Annotated in this window: 12 protein-coding genes; 4 read left to right on the top strand and 8 right to left on the bottom strand. The window is 74.2% G+C overall.

The features are described 5' to 3' along the window. Positions 1 to 306 precede the first annotated feature (306 nt). The gene (locus tag KUM39_RS05100) at positions 307 to 2,457 is read left to right on the top strand and encodes a bifunctional glycosyltransferase 87/phosphatase PAP2 family protein (RefSeq protein ID WP_217784157.1); all 2,151 of its coding nucleotides are present in this window, start codon (positions 307 to 309) and stop codon (positions 2,455 to 2,457) included. A 131-nt stretch (positions 2,458 to 2,588) separates the two neighbouring features. Here KUM39_RS05100 and KUM39_RS05095 read toward each other — a convergent pair whose 3' ends face one another. The 8 genes from KUM39_RS05095 to KUM39_RS05060 form a co-directional block, all read right to left on the bottom strand. Continuing rightward, positions 2,589 to 3,002 (bottom strand): aggregation-promoting factor C-terminal-like domain-containing protein, encoded by a 414-nt coding sequence (locus KUM39_RS05095; protein ID WP_217784156.1) that lies wholly within the window; start codon positions 3,000 to 3,002, stop codon positions 2,589 to 2,591. A 342-nt stretch (positions 3,003 to 3,344) separates the two neighbouring features. Next, entirely contained in the window at positions 3,345 to 4,304 is a 960-nt protein-coding gene (locus KUM39_RS05090; protein WP_217784237.1) for an ECF transporter S component, read from the bottom strand. 140 nt (positions 4,305 to 4,444) lie between these two features. Continuing rightward, positions 4,445 to 6,364 (bottom strand): ABC transporter ATP-binding protein, encoded by a 1,920-nt coding sequence (locus KUM39_RS05085; protein ID WP_217784155.1) that lies wholly within the window; start codon positions 6,362 to 6,364, stop codon positions 4,445 to 4,447. A 103-nt stretch (positions 6,365 to 6,467) separates the two neighbouring features. Beyond that, a complete protein-coding gene (locus KUM39_RS05080) occupies positions 6,468 to 7,757 on the bottom strand; it encodes a CbiQ family ECF transporter T component (RefSeq protein ID WP_504740060.1) in 1,290 nt (429 codons plus the stop codon). Next, a complete protein-coding gene (locus KUM39_RS05075; protein ID WP_217784154.1) occupies positions 7,750 to 8,421 on the bottom strand; it encodes an SCO2322 family protein in 672 nt (223 codons plus the stop codon). The genes KUM39_RS05080 and KUM39_RS05075 overlap by 8 nt, the downstream gene beginning before the upstream one ends. 122 nt (positions 8,422 to 8,543) lie before the next feature. Next, complete coding sequence (locus KUM39_RS05070) at positions 8,544 to 9,779, bottom strand: SCO2321 family membrane protein (RefSeq protein ID WP_217784153.1); 1,236 nt, start codon at positions 9,777 to 9,779, stop codon at positions 8,544 to 8,546. 423 nt (positions 9,780 to 10,202) lie between these two features. Further along, complete coding sequence (locus tag KUM39_RS05065; protein ID WP_217784152.1) at positions 10,203 to 10,664, bottom strand: hypothetical protein; 462 nt, start codon at positions 10,662 to 10,664, stop codon at positions 10,203 to 10,205. 309 nt (positions 10,665 to 10,973) lie between these two features. Continuing rightward, positions 10,974 to 11,549 (bottom strand): TetR family transcriptional regulator, encoded by a 576-nt coding sequence (locus tag KUM39_RS05060; RefSeq protein WP_246619640.1) that lies wholly within the window; start codon positions 11,547 to 11,549, stop codon positions 10,974 to 10,976. A gap of 419 nt (positions 11,550 to 11,968) precedes the next feature. Between KUM39_RS05060 and KUM39_RS05055 the strand changes: the two genes are divergently transcribed. The 3 genes from KUM39_RS05055 to KUM39_RS05045 are packed head-to-tail and all read left to right on the top strand — an operon-like array spanning position 11,969 to position 15,188. Next, entirely contained in the window at positions 11,969 to 13,393 is a 1,425-nt protein-coding gene (locus KUM39_RS05055; protein ID WP_217784150.1) for a glycosyltransferase family 4 protein, read from the top strand. Beyond that, positions 13,387 to 14,121 carry a class I SAM-dependent methyltransferase gene (locus tag KUM39_RS05050; protein ID WP_217784149.1) on the top strand — a complete coding sequence of 245 codons (735 nt, stop codon included), beginning with the start codon at positions 13,387 to 13,389 and terminating at the stop codon, positions 14,119 to 14,121. The genes KUM39_RS05055 and KUM39_RS05050 overlap by 7 nt, the downstream gene beginning before the upstream one ends. Then, positions 14,118 to 15,188, top strand: a complete 1,071-nt coding sequence (locus KUM39_RS05045; RefSeq protein WP_217784148.1) for a prenyltransferase/squalene oxidase repeat-containing protein — start codon at positions 14,118 to 14,120, stop codon at positions 15,186 to 15,188. The genes KUM39_RS05050 and KUM39_RS05045 overlap by 4 nt, the downstream gene beginning before the upstream one ends. Positions 15,189 to 15,204 lie beyond the last annotated feature (16 nt).

Here is a 15,204-nt window from a genome sequence, read left to right as displayed (position 1 = left end):
TGCTGTACGCAGGGACGTCGTCCCTGGCCGGAGCGCGCACGCGAGCCGTCCGGTGTGACCCTTGTCGCGCCCGGATGCGGCAACCGGGGCCGCCCCCGGCTAAGGTCAGCCGGACAAATCCGGGAGGGCGTCAGGTGCAGCGGGCATGACCCACGTCCTTCACAGGGGGTCGTGTCCTTCGCCGGGGGGCGCGTTCCTCACAGGGGTCGCGTCCCGCACAGGGTGGTCTGCGAGTCTCTGGGAATTGGCGGAGACGGTCGGCGCACAGCGCGGCGCGGCACGGACGGGGCGGGAGGCCGAAGAGGCGTGGCGAACGTGGAACACGGCGGGGGACCGGCGGGCGCATTCGGTACGGCGACGGCGGGCGAGGCGCGGCTGCGCGCGGCCCGCCTCGCGCTGTGGGCGGTGGCGGCGGTGCTCGCCGTCCGGGAGATGGCGAGCGTCCTGACCAGCCCGAGCGGCGACCGCCTCACCGACCTGGAGACCTGGGTCGGACCGCACGGCGTCCTGCACGTCACGGGGTCGCTGTACGACTCCACGCGGTTCACCGGCACCCCCTTCGCGGGCCTCGTGCTCAAACCCCTCACCCGCGCCGCCCAGCAGACCCTCGGCTGGGGCTGGACCTTCGGCACACTGCTGCTCGTCGCCGCGCTGGGCCTGGTCGTCGCCCGCGCGCTGCCCCGGCCGGTGAGTCGCCGCACCACGCTGCTGGCCGCCCCGGTCGCCATCAGCCTGCTGATGCTCTCCCTGCCGGTCCGCAACACGCTGTGGCTCGGGCAGACGAGCGTGATTCCGGTGCTTCTCGTCCTTCTCGGGTGCGTCGCCGCGTGGGGTGCGGGCGCGGGTTCGGCCGCCGGGGACGGGGCGCGGGGCGCGCAGGCAGCGGGCGCGGGCGTGAGCGCCGGTGCGGCCGTGGGTGGCGCGGGCGCGCGGGACGCGTGGGCGCGGGACGAGCGGGTGGGCGGCCTCTGTGTCGGCCTCGCCGCCGCACTCCAGCCCGCCGTCCTCCTCTTCGTCCCCCTCCTGTGGCTCACCGGCCGCCGCGGGCCCGCCCGTACGGCCGTGGGTGCCTTCGCCGCGTCCACCGCGCTCGCCTGGGCCGCGATGCCGCACGACTCCACGACGTACTGGGTGCACCACCTGGCCGGGGCCGGGCTCGGCGGGCCCGCCGACGGCCTCGCCAACCAGTCCCTGCACGGCGCGCTCCTCCGCCTCGGCCTCACCGGCCCCGCCGAGGTCGCCCTCTACGCTCTCCTCGCGGCAGCTGTCGTCTTCCTCGCGCTGCGCCGCGCCGTCCGCTACGCGCGCGACGGGCAACTGCTGCTCGCCGTCGCGGTCACCGGCTGCGCGGCCGTCGCCGTCTCCCCGACGACCTGGCAGCACCAACTGCTGTGGCTGCTGCTCGCCGTCGTGGGCCGTACCGGGAAGCGGGTATCGGACCGGTACGTCTGGCCGGTCGCCGTCGTCCTGGTCACCACGCTGCCCGCGCGGATGATGCTGCCGAACGTGCCCGCGCTGTACTCCCTGCGCGACAACCTCGTCCTGCTGGTCGCGCTGGCCGCGGCCGTCGCCGTGCCCTTCCTCGCCACCACCTCCCCGTACTACCGGGCGCCCGTCCCCACCGAGTACGCGGCGCCGGTGCCCGCCCGCTTCCGGTGGGTACCCCTGCTGCCGTTCCTGCGCCGGGTCCTCAGCCGTCCCAACCTGCTGCTGGAACTCCTGCTGATCCGGGTCGTCTACGCCGCCTACCAGCAGGTACGTATCGCGGCGACCGGTGACGGGGGCGCGGCCGGGCGGGCGCTCGCCGAGCACCACGGGCGGATCATCCTGCGCGCCGAGCAGCTGCTGCACATCGACGTCGAGCACTGGGTCAATCACACGGTGGCCGCGTACGGCTGGCCCCGCGCGTTCTTCGACTTCTACTACGAGTCGTTCCACTTCGTGGTCCCGTTCGCCGTGCTCGCCGTCCTCTACCGGCGCCGCCCGGTGGACTACCGCTGGGCCCGTGCCTCCCTCGGCTTCACCACGTTCCTCGCGCTGATCGGCTTCTGGCTGTTCCCGCTCGCCCCGCCGCGCCTGATGCCGACGCTCGGCATCATCGACACGGTCCACGGCGTCCAGGACTTCTCCAAGCCGGACTACGGCGCGCTCACCGCCGTCACCAACCAGTACGCGGCGATGCCCTCCCTGCACTTCGGCTGGTCCCTCTGGGCCGGTCTCGTCATCGCCGTCATCGCCCGCCGCCGCCGGGTCAAGGCCCTCGGCCTCCTCCACCCCTTCCTCACCCTCTGCGCCATCGTCGCCACCGGCAACCACTGGCTCCTCGACGCGGTGGGCGGCGCCCTGGTCGTGGCAGCGGGCTTCGGCCTGTCGTACGCCCTCCAGGGGCCCCGGGCGGCGGTGGGGGCGGCGGTTTCGGTACGACAGCGGGAGGGCGCCGCGGCTGTCTCCGCCTGAGCGGGTGCTGGTGCCGGTGCCGGTGCGGGAGCGGGCCGGTTCGCTTCCGCTCGGCTCGGACGCGCGAACGCACCCGCGTCCTTCGAGGACCGGGTGCGTGCGGGGGTGCCGGTGGTGCTGGGGGGTGCTGCTCAGTACCAGTGGTGGGTCTGCCAGAAGGACCAGGCGGCGGCGGGGCTGCCGTAGCGGGAGTTCATGTAGTTGAGGCCCCACTTGATCTGGGTGGCCGGGTTGGTCTTCCAGTCGGAACCGGCGGAGGCCATCTTGTTGCCGGGGAGGGCCTGGACGAGGCCGTAGGCGCCGGAGGAACCGTTGGTGGCCGCGGGGTTCCAGCCGCTCTCGTGGGACACGATGTTGCTGAACGCTCGGTACTGAGCGGCGTCCGGGATCATCTTGTGCGCGATCGTCTGCGCGGAGGAGGCCGTCATGGGCGCAGCCTGGGCGGGCGCCGCGGACAGGGCCAGACCCGCGGTGGCGGCTGCCACGGCGGCGGCGGTGATGGCCTTCTTCGGGGTGGCGATGCGGCGGATGAAGGAGACGGACACAGAAAACCTCTTGCTTCGGGGACGGTGGATCGCCGGTACGGGCGGTCCGCTGCGCGGAGCAGGACGGGGGCCGTATGTGTCGGCGCCCGAACCGTTCGGGTCCGTGGCGCCTGGCGACGTGCTCCAGAGAAACAGGCTCGCGGTCCGTCCGCAATGACCCCTTTTACTAGTTGTGGCCGGATGCGGGGGGAACGTCCCACGTGTGACCTGGGGCTCAAACGGCAGGTCAGGTGGGGTGCAGCTCCGGACATATCGGACATTCATGTCTACGATGCGGAGTCGTAGGTGAGCTGCGTCATGTGGGGTGCTTCACCGGTGGCCTGACCCTCCGGCGTCACTCCCTCACTCAGCGGGCGCTTCGCGGGTGACGGCGGTCTCAGCGGCGGGCGTGTCCTCGGCCCCGGGTGTGCTCTCGGCGGAGCCCGTGCTCTCGGCGGTGGCCGTGGGCTCGAAGGCGACCGTGGTCTCGAACGCGGCCCGCCGGGTGGCCCGGCGCAGCGCCCGCAGCAGCGCCGGACCGAGCGCCAGGGTCAGTACGACCGTGCAGACCGCCCGCCCCAGGTCCCAGCCCAGCGAGGTCGCCGCGCAGTACGCGGCGAACCGGGCCAGGTTGGCTGCCGTGGACGCGTGCGCGTCGAAGGCGATGTTCGAGGTCAGCGCACCCATGAACGGCCAGCCCGCCAGATTCATGACCGTGCCGTAGCCGAACGCGGCGACGAAGCCGTAGACCGCGAGCAGCAGCACCTCACCGCGTCCGCGCAGCCGCGTGGCGCCCGGCAGCAGCCCCGCGCCCAGCGTGAACCAGCCCATCGCCAGCATCTGGAACGGCATCCACGGCCCCACCCCGCCGGTCAGCAGCGCCGACGCGAACATGGTCAGAGAACCCAGCACGAACCCGAAGCCCGGCCCCAGCACCCGTCCGCTCAGCACCAGCAGGAAGAACATCGGCTCGATGCCCGCCGTCCCCGCGCCCACCGGACGCAGCGCGGCCCCCGTCGCGGCCAGCACCCCGAGCATGGCGACCGCCTTCGGGCCGAGACCCGACTCCGAGATCGCCGCCGCCAGCACGGCCACCAGCAGGAGCAGCAGCCCCGCGAACAGCCACGGGGCGTCCTCCGCGTGCGCGGACACGCTCGACCCCGGCGGGGCGAGGAACGGCCAGAAGAACCCGGCCACCCCGACCGCGCTCACCAGGAGAAGGGTGGCGGTGGAACGGGGGCCGAGGCGGACGGCGCGGACGCGGGTGGGGGCACCGGTGTTCGCCCGGTTCCGGCGGGGGGTGCCTGTATGTGGGGTCCCTATATGTGGGGTGCCCCTATAGGGGGTGGCGCTGTGTTCGGCGCCTTCCTTGTGGGGGCCGGGCCCATGTGGGTGCGGTTCCGGGTGGGGGTGGGGGCGTGTGCGCCGGTGCGGGGTCTCGGGGAGGCGGGGTGTACGGCCGGTCACGACAGGGCCTCCCGTACTTCGGCCACTGTCAGCCAGGGCTGCGGGGCGAGGATCTTGGTGACCTGCGGGGCGAAGGACGGCGACGACACCACGATCTCCGCCGTCGGCCCGTCCGCTATCACCTCGCCGTCCGCCAGCAGCACCACCCGGTGCGCGATCTCCGCCGCGAGTTCCACGTCGTGCGTCGCCAGGACGATCGCGTGGCCCTCGGCGGCCAGTGCGCGCAGCACGGTGACCAGGCGGGCCTTGGCCGCGTAGTCGAGGCCGCGTGTGGGCTCGTCCAGCAGGAGCAGCGGCGGGCGGGCGGTGAGGACGACCGCGAGGGCCAGCGCCAGCCGCTGTCCCTCGGAGAGGTCGCGCGGGTGGGTGCCGTCCGGGATGCCGGGCAGCAGCCCGGAGACCAGCGCCCGGCAGGTCCCCGCGTCGGCGCCCGCGTCCCGGTCCGCCGCGACGCACTCCGCCGCCACCGTGTCCGCGTACAGCAGATCGCGCGGCTCCTGCGGCACCAGCCCGACCCGGCGTACCAGTTCCGGCGGCGCCGTACGGTGCGGTACGGCACCCCCGACCTCCACCGTGCCCGCCCCCGGCTCCACCAGCCCGACCAGCGAACCCAGCAGCGTGGACTTACCGGCGCCGTTGCGGCCCATCAGCGCGACCGTCTCACCGGGGGCCACCGTCAGGTCCACATGGCGCAGGGCGGTGACGCGGTCCCGGCGCACCGAGAGGGCGCGGACGGCGGCGACGGGTGGGGGCGGGGTGGGGGAGGAGGTGCGGGGGGTGGGAGTCGGGGCGGCCGTGGGGGCACGGCGGAAGAGACGGCGGAGGGAGGAGAGGGGGGAGAGAGGGGAGGACAGGGGGGCGCGGGGGTCCGGGGCAGGCGTGTGTGCGCTCACCACATGTGCGTCGGCCACAAGTGCGTCGCCCACATCTGGGCTGGCCACATGGGTGTTCGCCACATGTGCGTCGCCCACATATGCGCTCGCCACACGTCCGTCCGCCACATGGGGGCTCCCCATATATGAGCCCCCGCCACTCCCCGTCCCGCCACTCCCCGTACCACCAGCTCCCGCACGCCCCACCCACCCCGCTTGCCCCACCCGACCTTCCAGCCGTTCCCGCAGCCCCTGCGCCCGGCGGCGCGCGTCGCGGATCGTCAGGGGGAGCGGGGTCCAGTCGGCCAGTCGCCCGAGGTCCACCACGGGCGGGTAGACGGGGGAGACGGCCATCACCTCGGCCGGGGTGCCGTAGAGCGGGGCGGCGCCGGGCGCGGGCAGCAGCAGGACGCGGTCGGCGTACTGCACGACCCGTTCCAGCCGGTGCTCGGCCAGCAGAACCGTCGTACCGAGGTCGTGCACCAGGCGCTGGAGGACCGCGAGGACCTCCTCGGCCGCCGCCGGGTCGAGCGCGGAGGTCGGCTCGTCCAGGACCAGCACCCGGGGGTGCGGGGTGAGGACGGAGCCGATGGCCACGCGCTGGCGCTGCCCGCCGGACAGCGTGGCGATGGGCCGGTCCCGCAGATCGGCGAGGCCCAGCAGATCGAGGGTCTCCTCCACCCGGCGTCGCATGACGGCCGGGGCGAGGCCCAACGACTCCATGCCGTAGGCGAGTTCGTCCTCGACGGTGTCGGTCACGAAGTGCGCCAGCGGGTCTTGGCCCACCGTGCCGACCACGTCCGCGAGTTCACGCGGTTGGTGCGTACGGGTGTCCCGGCCCGCGACCGTGACCCGGCCCCGCAGTGTGCCGCCGGTGAAGTGCGGTACGAGTCCGCCGACCGCGCCCAGCAGGGTGGACTTGCCGACCCCGGACGGGCCGACCAGCAGGGCGAGTTCACCCTCGGCCACCTCGAAGTCCAGCCCCTGGAGGACGGGTTGGACCATGCCCTCGTACGTGACGCTCACATTCTCGAAGCGGATCACGACGGGGGCTCCTCGGAGGTGGGACGCGGCCGGGCGGAAGGTTGAGGGGCGGAGAGGCGGCGGGCGCGGTCGTGCGCGGGGCGGCCCTGAACCCGCGCCCGTCTCACGGCCCCTCCTTGCGCACCGCGAACGCGGGCAGCAGGCCGACCAGCACGGCCGCAGCGGGCCACAGAGGCAGCGTCGGGGCGGTCAGGGGGATGACCGGGGGGTTCAGCGCGCCGGGATCGGCCGTCGCGGTGAGTGCGAGCAGGGCCGCCGCACCGGCACCGGAGAGGGTGATCAACCAGGCGCGGGCGTCCCAGCGTTCGGGGCGGTAGCGGGTGCGGGGGGTCCGGCGACCGCCCAACTTCAGCCCCGCCAGAGCCGCGAGGACTCCCGCCGCCAGCAACGGCAGCCCGTACCCGGCACCTTCGGCCGTGAGAAGCCCGTACGTGCCCGCGCACACGCCCAGCAGTCCGCCGAGGGGCAGCGCGGCCGTCGTACGGCGGACCCGTGCCGGAACCTCGGCGGTACGGCCGTATCCGCGCGCGTCCATCGCGGCGGCCAGCGCGACCGAACGTTCCAACGCGCCCTCCAGCACGGGCAGTCCGACCTGGAGCAGCCCCCGTACGCCCCGGTCGGGACGGCCCCGCAACCGGCGGGCGGCGCGCAACCGGCGCGCGTCCGCGATCAGATGCGGGGCGAAGGTCAGCGCGACCACCACCGCGACACCCGCCTCGTACAGGGCGCCCGGCAGCGACTTCAGCAGACGGGCCGGACTGGCGAGGGAGTTGGCGGCGCCGACGCACACCAGCAGCGCGGCCAGCTTCAGCCCGTTGCACGCGGCGAACAACAGCGCCTCTGCGGAGACCGGGCCGCCCAGCCGGATGCCCTGCGCCCAGTGCGGGAGCGGTACTTCGGGCAGCGTCACCAGGATGTGCGTCCCCGGCACCGGGGAGCCGAGGACCACCGTGAACGCCACGCGGATCAGCAGCACGGCCACTGCGAGCCGGACGAACGCGCCGTACGTCCGCGCCCAGGGGGCGGCGGTGCGGTGGGTGGCGACGACGTAACCGGCCACCACCATCAGGAGGGTCAGCAGCAGCGGGTTGGTGGTGCGGGTCGCCGCCGTCCCGAGCCCCAGCGACCACAGCCACCAGGCACCGGGGTGCAGGGCGGAGTGCCGGGAGCGGGGCGGGGGGAAGGGGGCGGAGGGCGCGGTCGTGGACGTACGGGGCGCGGGAAGCCGTCCCCCTTGGGGAATCCCTTCCCCAGGGGAAAGCCCTGCACCTGGGGGGAGCCGTACCCCTGGGGGATGCGGACGGGTGCCCCCGACACACGCCCCGGCCTCCGCCCCGGTGGTCCCCCCTGTTGTCGTTGCCGTCGCACCCCTGGGGGCCCCACGCTCACGCATCCCTGCGCCGCCGGGTCTGCCACACCGCCGCGCCGCCGAGCAGCACGACGGCGGCGATGCCGAGGGGCAGGCCGAGAGAGGGCCCGCTGCCGTTGCCGTCGCCCGGCCGGGCCGACGCGGTGTCCTGGGCACCCCCGTCGCCCTTCACCCCCGTACCGCCCCCGGCCACCTTGCCGTTCCCGGCGCTGCTCCCGGAGACCTGCTCGCCGCAGCCCGTACGGGGATACCCGGAGATGGCGCAGAGCAGCGCGTTGGTGTCGTAGCGCAGGGGCTTGGCGGTGGCGGCCAGGGCCTCGGCGGCCGTCGCGTCGGGGGCGACGCGCGCGCACGCCGTACGACGGCCCGGAGGGGTTTCCCCGGAGGGGGCGTCGGCGCGGGTGCCGAAGTCGAGGACGAGCGCGACCCGTTTGGTGCCCGGTTTCGCGGGCGTACCTGCGCAGACGGCGCCGAAGTCCGCCGCCCCGCGCGGCCGGGCCGCGTCCGCCGAGTCGGCGCTCACCGCGAACCGGAACCCCTCCACCGCACCGTCCTCGGGGCGGGCGGTCGAGGGACCCTGGGTCGCGTACGACCAGTGGCTTCCGGTCCGCTCCCAGAAGGACCAGTAGCGGTACCCGGTGGCGTGCGCCGGTGCGGCGCCCGCCAGGACGGCGAGCGCGGTGAGCACGACGGCCGCCGCACGGCGGACCGGGGTGGCGACAACTCCCGTGCGGTGCGACGGGCGTTGAGCGGTTCCCGCCCCCGCACGGCCCGCCGGGCGCACGGCGGCTGCCGTGCGGCGGCCCCGGCTCACGGCTGCTGCCGCTTCCGGCGTCCGCTCAGCAGGAAGCCGATGCCGATACCGGCCACCGCGCCTACGCCGACGATCCACCACACGGCGGGCCCGGACTTCTTCGTCTCCTGGTGCTCGGCGGCGGCCGGGGCCTGCGCGGCGGGCTTGGGGCCGAGCGCGTCGAGGGACCGTACGAGGTCCGTACCGCCGAAGGCACGCGGGTCGGCGCCCACCGCGTGCGCGGCGAGGACGAGCTGCGCGTACGCGGCCGGGCCGCTCTGCTTCGCCCACGCGGTGGCGTTCTTCTCCAGCCAGGCGTACGGCTTCTTCGCCTCGGCCGGGTGTCCGGCGGCGACGAGGGCGACGACCGTGTCGGCGGTGTTGCCGAAGTCGGGCTGCTTCTCGGCACCGGGCATGGCGGACATCAGGTGGCCGGAGGGGGCGACGGCGGTGGCGAGGTAGGCGGCGGCGCCGTCGGCGGTCTGCGCGGGCGTGCGGTGCGCCGGGTCGCCGGTGCAGGCGGGCGCCTTGCCGGAGCCGTCGCCCTTGGCGGGCGCGACGACGAAGCCCTTGCCGAGCGCGCCGAGCACACCGGCCGCGCTGGCGTCGGCGTTGGCGACGAGCCCGCCCTTCTTGTCCGGCTGGTAGGCGAGGGCGCCCGCGTCGGCGGCGGGCTTGGTGCCGCAGGGCAGGGCCATCGCGGCGAGCAGGTCCTGCGGAAGCTTGCCGGACGGGCTGCGGTACGTGTCCGGGGTCTGCTTCGCCGCGACGAGCGCGCCGACGACCACGGAGGTGGAGTTGGTGTCACTGGGGCTGCCGGGCGTGAAGCCCCAGCCGCCGTCCTTGTTCTGCGCCTTCACCAGCCAGGCGGTGCCCCCGCGCACCGCGTCGGCGTGCCCGCCGAGCGTGGCGAGGGCCTGTACGGCGGCTGCCGTGCTGTTGGTGTCGGGCTGGGCGCCGCTCTTGCCGCCGCAGGGGCGGGCCGTGTCGGCGCGGTACGCCGCGAAGCCGCCGTCCGCGCACTGCTGGCCGGTCAGCCAGGTGACCGCGCTCGCCGCCGGGCGCTGGCCGAGGGTGTGCTCGGCGAGCAGGGAGAGGGACTGGCGCCACACCCCGTCATAGGTGGGGTCCGCCGTGCCGAACAGCGCGGCCGGGGTGCGGGGTGCGGGCGACCCGGTGGCGGCGGTGGCGGGAGCTGCCGCGCCCAGCAGGCCGATGGCGGCGAGAGCCGTGGCCTTGCGGCGTATGTTCATGGTGGGCGACTGCCTCTCCTCGCGGGGAACCGGCCTGCGCGCGCACCGGTATCTCCGGGGCGGCTCGGCTCCGTAGACCTCGACGGTGCCGCGCGCGGCGGGGTGCCGCACGCGTGAGCCGTGCAACATCCGAACGAGGCGTTCCGGCTCACCGTCCTCCCGGACGGCTCACGGTTGCGGGTCAGCGCCGGAATTGCACCGGCTTTCCCCCGTACGGCTGTGATGACGACCCGCACACTTTACCGGCCGCCCGACCGGCCCCGGAGCGTGGCCGTGCCGACAGCCTCCCGGTGACGAATGTCATGCCCGTCCGGCCGGTGCCCTCCCGTGCCGGACGAGGTGGTCGCGTGGGCCCCCGCCCCTACGGCGTGGACGTGCGGGGATGCCCTCCGGTGGCAGCCGGACGGGCATCCCCGCCGTTGTTCACGCGCAGGAACTGGTGCCGCGCACCGGCTTGGTCCGGTCGATGCCCACGGCCTTGTAGACCTCGTAGGCGGTGGGGCCGAGGGTCCAGACGGCATCGTCGAGGGGGCAGAAGGTGGCGGGGTGGTCACCCGCCGCGTCGTAGGCCTGCGCCGAGTTGACGAGGTCTCCGACGAGGGCGAGCGGCGCGGCGGTCAGTGAGGTGAAACTCTCGCAGGCGGCACCGTTCGCGCCGTCCAGCTCGGCGTGGACGCGGTCCCAGTCCACGGGCTGGCCCTCCAGCGCCAGGTACTGGGCCTCCGAGACGGCGTCCTGGAGCGAGGCCAGCTGGTCGGCGCAGATCCGGCCGGCCGCCACCTGCTCCGGCGGGACGCTCCCGGCGGCCTGGGCGGTGGGGGCGCCGAGTGCCAGAGCCAGCGCCGTCGCGGCACCGAGGGCGCTCGCGGTTCGTCGAAGGTGCATGGAGGTCCTCCAGTGGGGGTGAGCTGTCCTGGGCGGCCGGGGGCGACCACTCAGGCGGTTCCACCGAATACACGGGCGGAGGACGATTCCAGTTCGATGCGGTGAGCGTCAGAGTGTGTCAAGTGCCCGTGTGGACAAGGTGAGTTGATGGCTTCAGGTCGTGCCGGACAGCGCCTGCCCCGCCCGTGAGGTCCGGGCCGCCCGTGGGGTTCGTGCCGCCCGTGGGGGTCCGTCCCGCCCGCCCCGCTCACGCCGACCGCGCGGTCCGTCCCGCCCGCGCCAACCGTCCCGTTCCGCCGCTCCCGCCCCTCACGTCCGCGTCCCGTCCATCAGCGCGCACACCGTCCCGATGTCCCCCCGTACCTGTTCGACGCTCGAACGCCCCGCCAGCCACGTCACCAGCACCGAGTGCCAGGTGTGCGCGACGACGCGGACGGCGGAGGACTCGGCCGGGGTGGGGGAGGTCAGCCGGGCCGCGTCCAGGATGATGGCGCGGGTACGGGCGGAGACCCGGTCCACCTCGGGGGAGACGGAGGCGTCCGCGAAGGTGAGGGCGCGGACCATCGCCTCGGCCAGCAGCGGATCGCGCCGCAGGGCGCGGAAGGCGCGCATCAGGGTCTCCGCGACCCGCTCACCGGGCGTCGCGCCCGCCGGGGGCCGCTTGCGGAGCGAGCCGTGCATCCGCTCCAACTGGTCGGCCATCACCGCGACCAGCAGATGCACCTTCGACGGGAAGTACCGGTACAGCGTGCCCAGCGCCACCTGCGAGGACTCCGCCACCTCCCGCATCTGCACCCCGTCGAACCCGCCCCGCCCGGCCAGCAGCGCGGTCGTCCGCAGAATGCGCCGCCGCCGCGCCTCCTGCCGCTCCGTCAACGGAGACAGCGGCGAGGACGAGGACGGCGACGGCGAGGGCGCGGATGGCGACGGCGAGGGCGCCGACGGCGAGGGCGACGAGGGCGACGAGGGCGGCACCCCCCGCCCGGTACCAACTCCCGTACCAACTCCCGTACCAACTCCCGCACCCGCTCCCGACATCGCTCCCGATATCGCTCCCGGCTTCGATTCCGTCGATTCCGCAGGCATGGGTCCCGTTCCGTGACAGTCGGTGAGGGCGGCCACAGGGCCAGTGATCATCCTCTACGGCGGGGCTCCGCGCCGTGGCGTTAATCACCTGATCCACTGCTCCCGCGGACCTTACCTGCCGGTAGATTCGGAGCCTCTTGAACGATCAAGTCTGAAACTTGTTCTAGATCAACGACCGTCGTAGTCTCGCGGGACAGTGCAGGAGAGAGGGGCCCGGAGTGACCGCTGAGGCCAGTCAGGCGGGCCCCGGGCCCGGCGACCGCGCGGCGGACGGCGGAGCACCGCTCCGCATCGCGCTCCTCACCTACAAGGGCAACCCCTTCTGCGGCGGCCAGGGCGTCTACGTACGCCACCTCTCCCGCGAACTCGCCCGCCTCGGGCACCGCGTCGAGGTCATCGGCTCCCAGCCCTACCCCGTCCTGGACGAGGGTCTGCCCGGTCTGACCCTCACCGAGTTGCCCAGCCTGGACCTGTACCGCCAGCCCGACCCGTTCCGCACCCCGGCCCGCGACGAGTACCGCGACTGGATCGACGCCCTCGAAGTCGGCACCATGTGGACCGGCGGCTTCCCCGAACCGCTGACCTTCTCGCTCCGCGCCGGGCGCCATCTGCGGGCCCGCAGCGGTGAGTTCGACGTCGTGCACGACAACCAGACGCTCGGCTACGGCCTGTTGGGCGACCTCGGTGCCCCGCTGGTCACCACCGTCCACCACCCCATCACCGTGGACCGCCGCCTCGAACTCGACGCCGCCGACACCTGGCAGCGCCGCTGGTCGGTGCGCCGCTGGTACGCCTTCACCCGCATGCAGAAGCGCGTTGCCCGCCGCCTGCCCTCCGTCCTCACCGTCTCCGGCAGTTCCCGCCGCGAGATCGTGGACGACCTCGGAGTGCGGGCCGACCGCATCCACGTCGTGCACATCGGCGCCGACACCGGCCTGTTCCGCCCCGACCCGGCCGTCCCCGAGGTCCCCGGCCGCATCGTCACCACCTCCAGCGCCGACGTCCCCCTCAAGGGCCTCGTCTTCCTGGTCGAGGCGCTCGCCGAGGTCCGCGCCGAACACCCCGCCGCGCACCTCGTCGTCGTGGGGAAGCGGCCCGCCGAGGGACCGGTCGCGCGGGCCGTCGCACGCCACGGCCTCGAGGACGCCGTCCAGTTCGTCAAGGGCATCTCCGACGCCGAACTCGTGGATCTCATCCGCTCCGCCCAAGTGGCCTGCGTTCCCTCGCTGTACGAGGGGTTCTCGCTGCCCGCCGCCGAGGCGATGGCCACCGCGACCCCGCTGCTCGCCACCACCGGCGGCGCCATCCCCGAGGTCGCCGGAGCCGACGGCGAGACCTGCCTCGCCGTACCGCCCGGCGACGCGGACGCGCTCGCGGCCGGTCTGAACCGGCTGCTCGGTGACCCGGTGCTGCGCGCCCGCCTCGGCCACGCCGGACGCGAACGCGTCCTCGCCCGCTTCACCTGGGCCCGCGCCGCCGAGGGCACCGTCGCCCGCTACCGCGAGGCCATCGACCGGTACGGCACCGGACCCGCCGCCCCCGCCCGGTCCGTCGCCACCGCCCGCCCGGTGACGGCCGCGACCGCCCCCGCACCCTCCGCCGACCTCGCCGAGAACTCACCCGAAAGCAGGGCCACGTGCTGACCGTCGATTTCTCCCGGTTCCCGCTCGCCCCCGGCGACCGCGTCCTGGACCTCGGCTGCGGCGCCGGGCGACACGCCTTCGAGTGCTACCGGCGCGGCGCGCGGGTCGTGGCGCTCGACCGGAACGCCGAGGAGATCCGCGAGGTCGCCACCTGGTTTGCGGCGATGAAGGAGGCCGGCGAGGCGCCCGAGGGTGCCACGGCCACCGCGATGGAGGGCGACGCACTCCAACTGCCCTTCCCTGACGACTCGTTCGACGTGGTCATCATCTCCGAGGTGATGGAGCACATCCCCGACGACAAGGGCGTACTCGCGGAGATGGTCCGTGTGCTGCGGCCCGGCGGACGCCTCGCCGTCACCGTGCCCCGCTACGGCCCCGAGAAGGTCTGCTGGGCGCTCTCCGACGCCTACCACGAGGTCGAGGGCGGCCACATCCGCATCTACAAGGCCGACGAACTCGTCCGCAAGGTCCGCGAGGCAGGTCTCAAGCCGTACGGCAGCCATCACGCGCACGCGCTGCACTCGCCGTACTGGTGGCTGAAGTGCGCCTTCGGCGTGGACAATGACAAGGCGCTGCCGGTGCGGGCGTACCACAAGCTCCTGGTCTGGGACATCATGAAGAAGCCGCTCGCCACCCGGCTCGCCGAACAGGCGCTCAACCCGGTGCTCGGCAAGAGCTTCGTCGTCTACGCCACCAAGCCGCACCTGCCGGCCGTGGACGCCCGGTGACCACGCCCCGCACCGAACACCTCGTGCTGGCCGGGGTCCTCACCGCCGACCAGGCCGCCGCCACCGTGCGCGCCCTCCTCGCCGAACAGCGCGCGGACGGCGCCATCCCCTGGTTCCGGGGCCACCACCTCGACCCGTGGGACCACACCGAGGCCGCGATGGCGCTCGACGCGGCCGGTGAGCACGAGGCCGCCGAACGCGCCTACACCTGGCTCGCCCGGCACCAGAACGCGGACGGCTCCTGGTACGCGGCCTACGCCGACGGCGCCCACGACGACGTCACCGACGCCGCCCGCGAGTCCAACTTCGTCGCCTACGTCGCCGTCGGCGTCTGGCACCACTACCTCTCCACCGGCGACGACACGTTCCTGGACCGGATGTGGCCCACCGTGTACGCGGCCGTCGAATGGGTCCTTGCCCTCCAGCGGCCCGGCGGCGAGATCGGCTGGCGCCGCGACGCCGACGGCACGCCCGTCAACGAGGCCCTGCTGACCGGGAGTTCGTCCGTCCACCACGCGCTGCGCTGCGCCCTTGCCATCGCCGAGCAGCGCGAAGAGCCGCAGCCCGACTGGGAGTTGGCGCTCGGCGCGCTCCGGCACGCCATCCAGCGGCACCCCGAGCGGTTCCTCGACAAGGCCCGCTACTCGATGGACTGGTACTACCCGGTCCTCGGCGGCGCGTTGACCGGCGTGGACGCCAAGTCCCGTATCGAGGACGGCTGGGACCGCTTCGTGGTCCCCGGCCTCGGAGTGCGCTGCGTGATCCCCAACCCGTGGGTCACCGGCGGCGAGTCCAGCGAACTCGCCCTGGCTCTCTGGGCGTCGGGGGAGTCGGACCGGGCGCTGGAGATCCTCCAGTCCATCCGGCACCTGCGCGATCCGGAGAGCGGCCTGTACTGGACGGGGTACGTCTTCGACGACGGCACCGTCTGGCCGCGCGAACTCACCACCTGGACCGCCGGATCGCTGCTGCTCGCCGTCGCGGCGCTCGGCGGACACGAGGCCACCTGCGCGGTCTTCGGCGGCGAACACCTCCCGGACGGCCTCGACCCCGACTGCTGTCGCTGAGCGGCTGCGACAGCAG

The organism is Streptomyces corallincola (assembly GCF_019104725.1).
Taxonomy (GTDB): domain Bacteria; phylum Actinomycetota; class Actinomycetes; order Streptomycetales; family Streptomycetaceae; genus Streptomyces; species Streptomyces corallincola.
The sequence above is the reverse complement of the archived record's forward strand: the minus strand, read 5'-3'. Positions and strand labels throughout refer to the sequence as shown.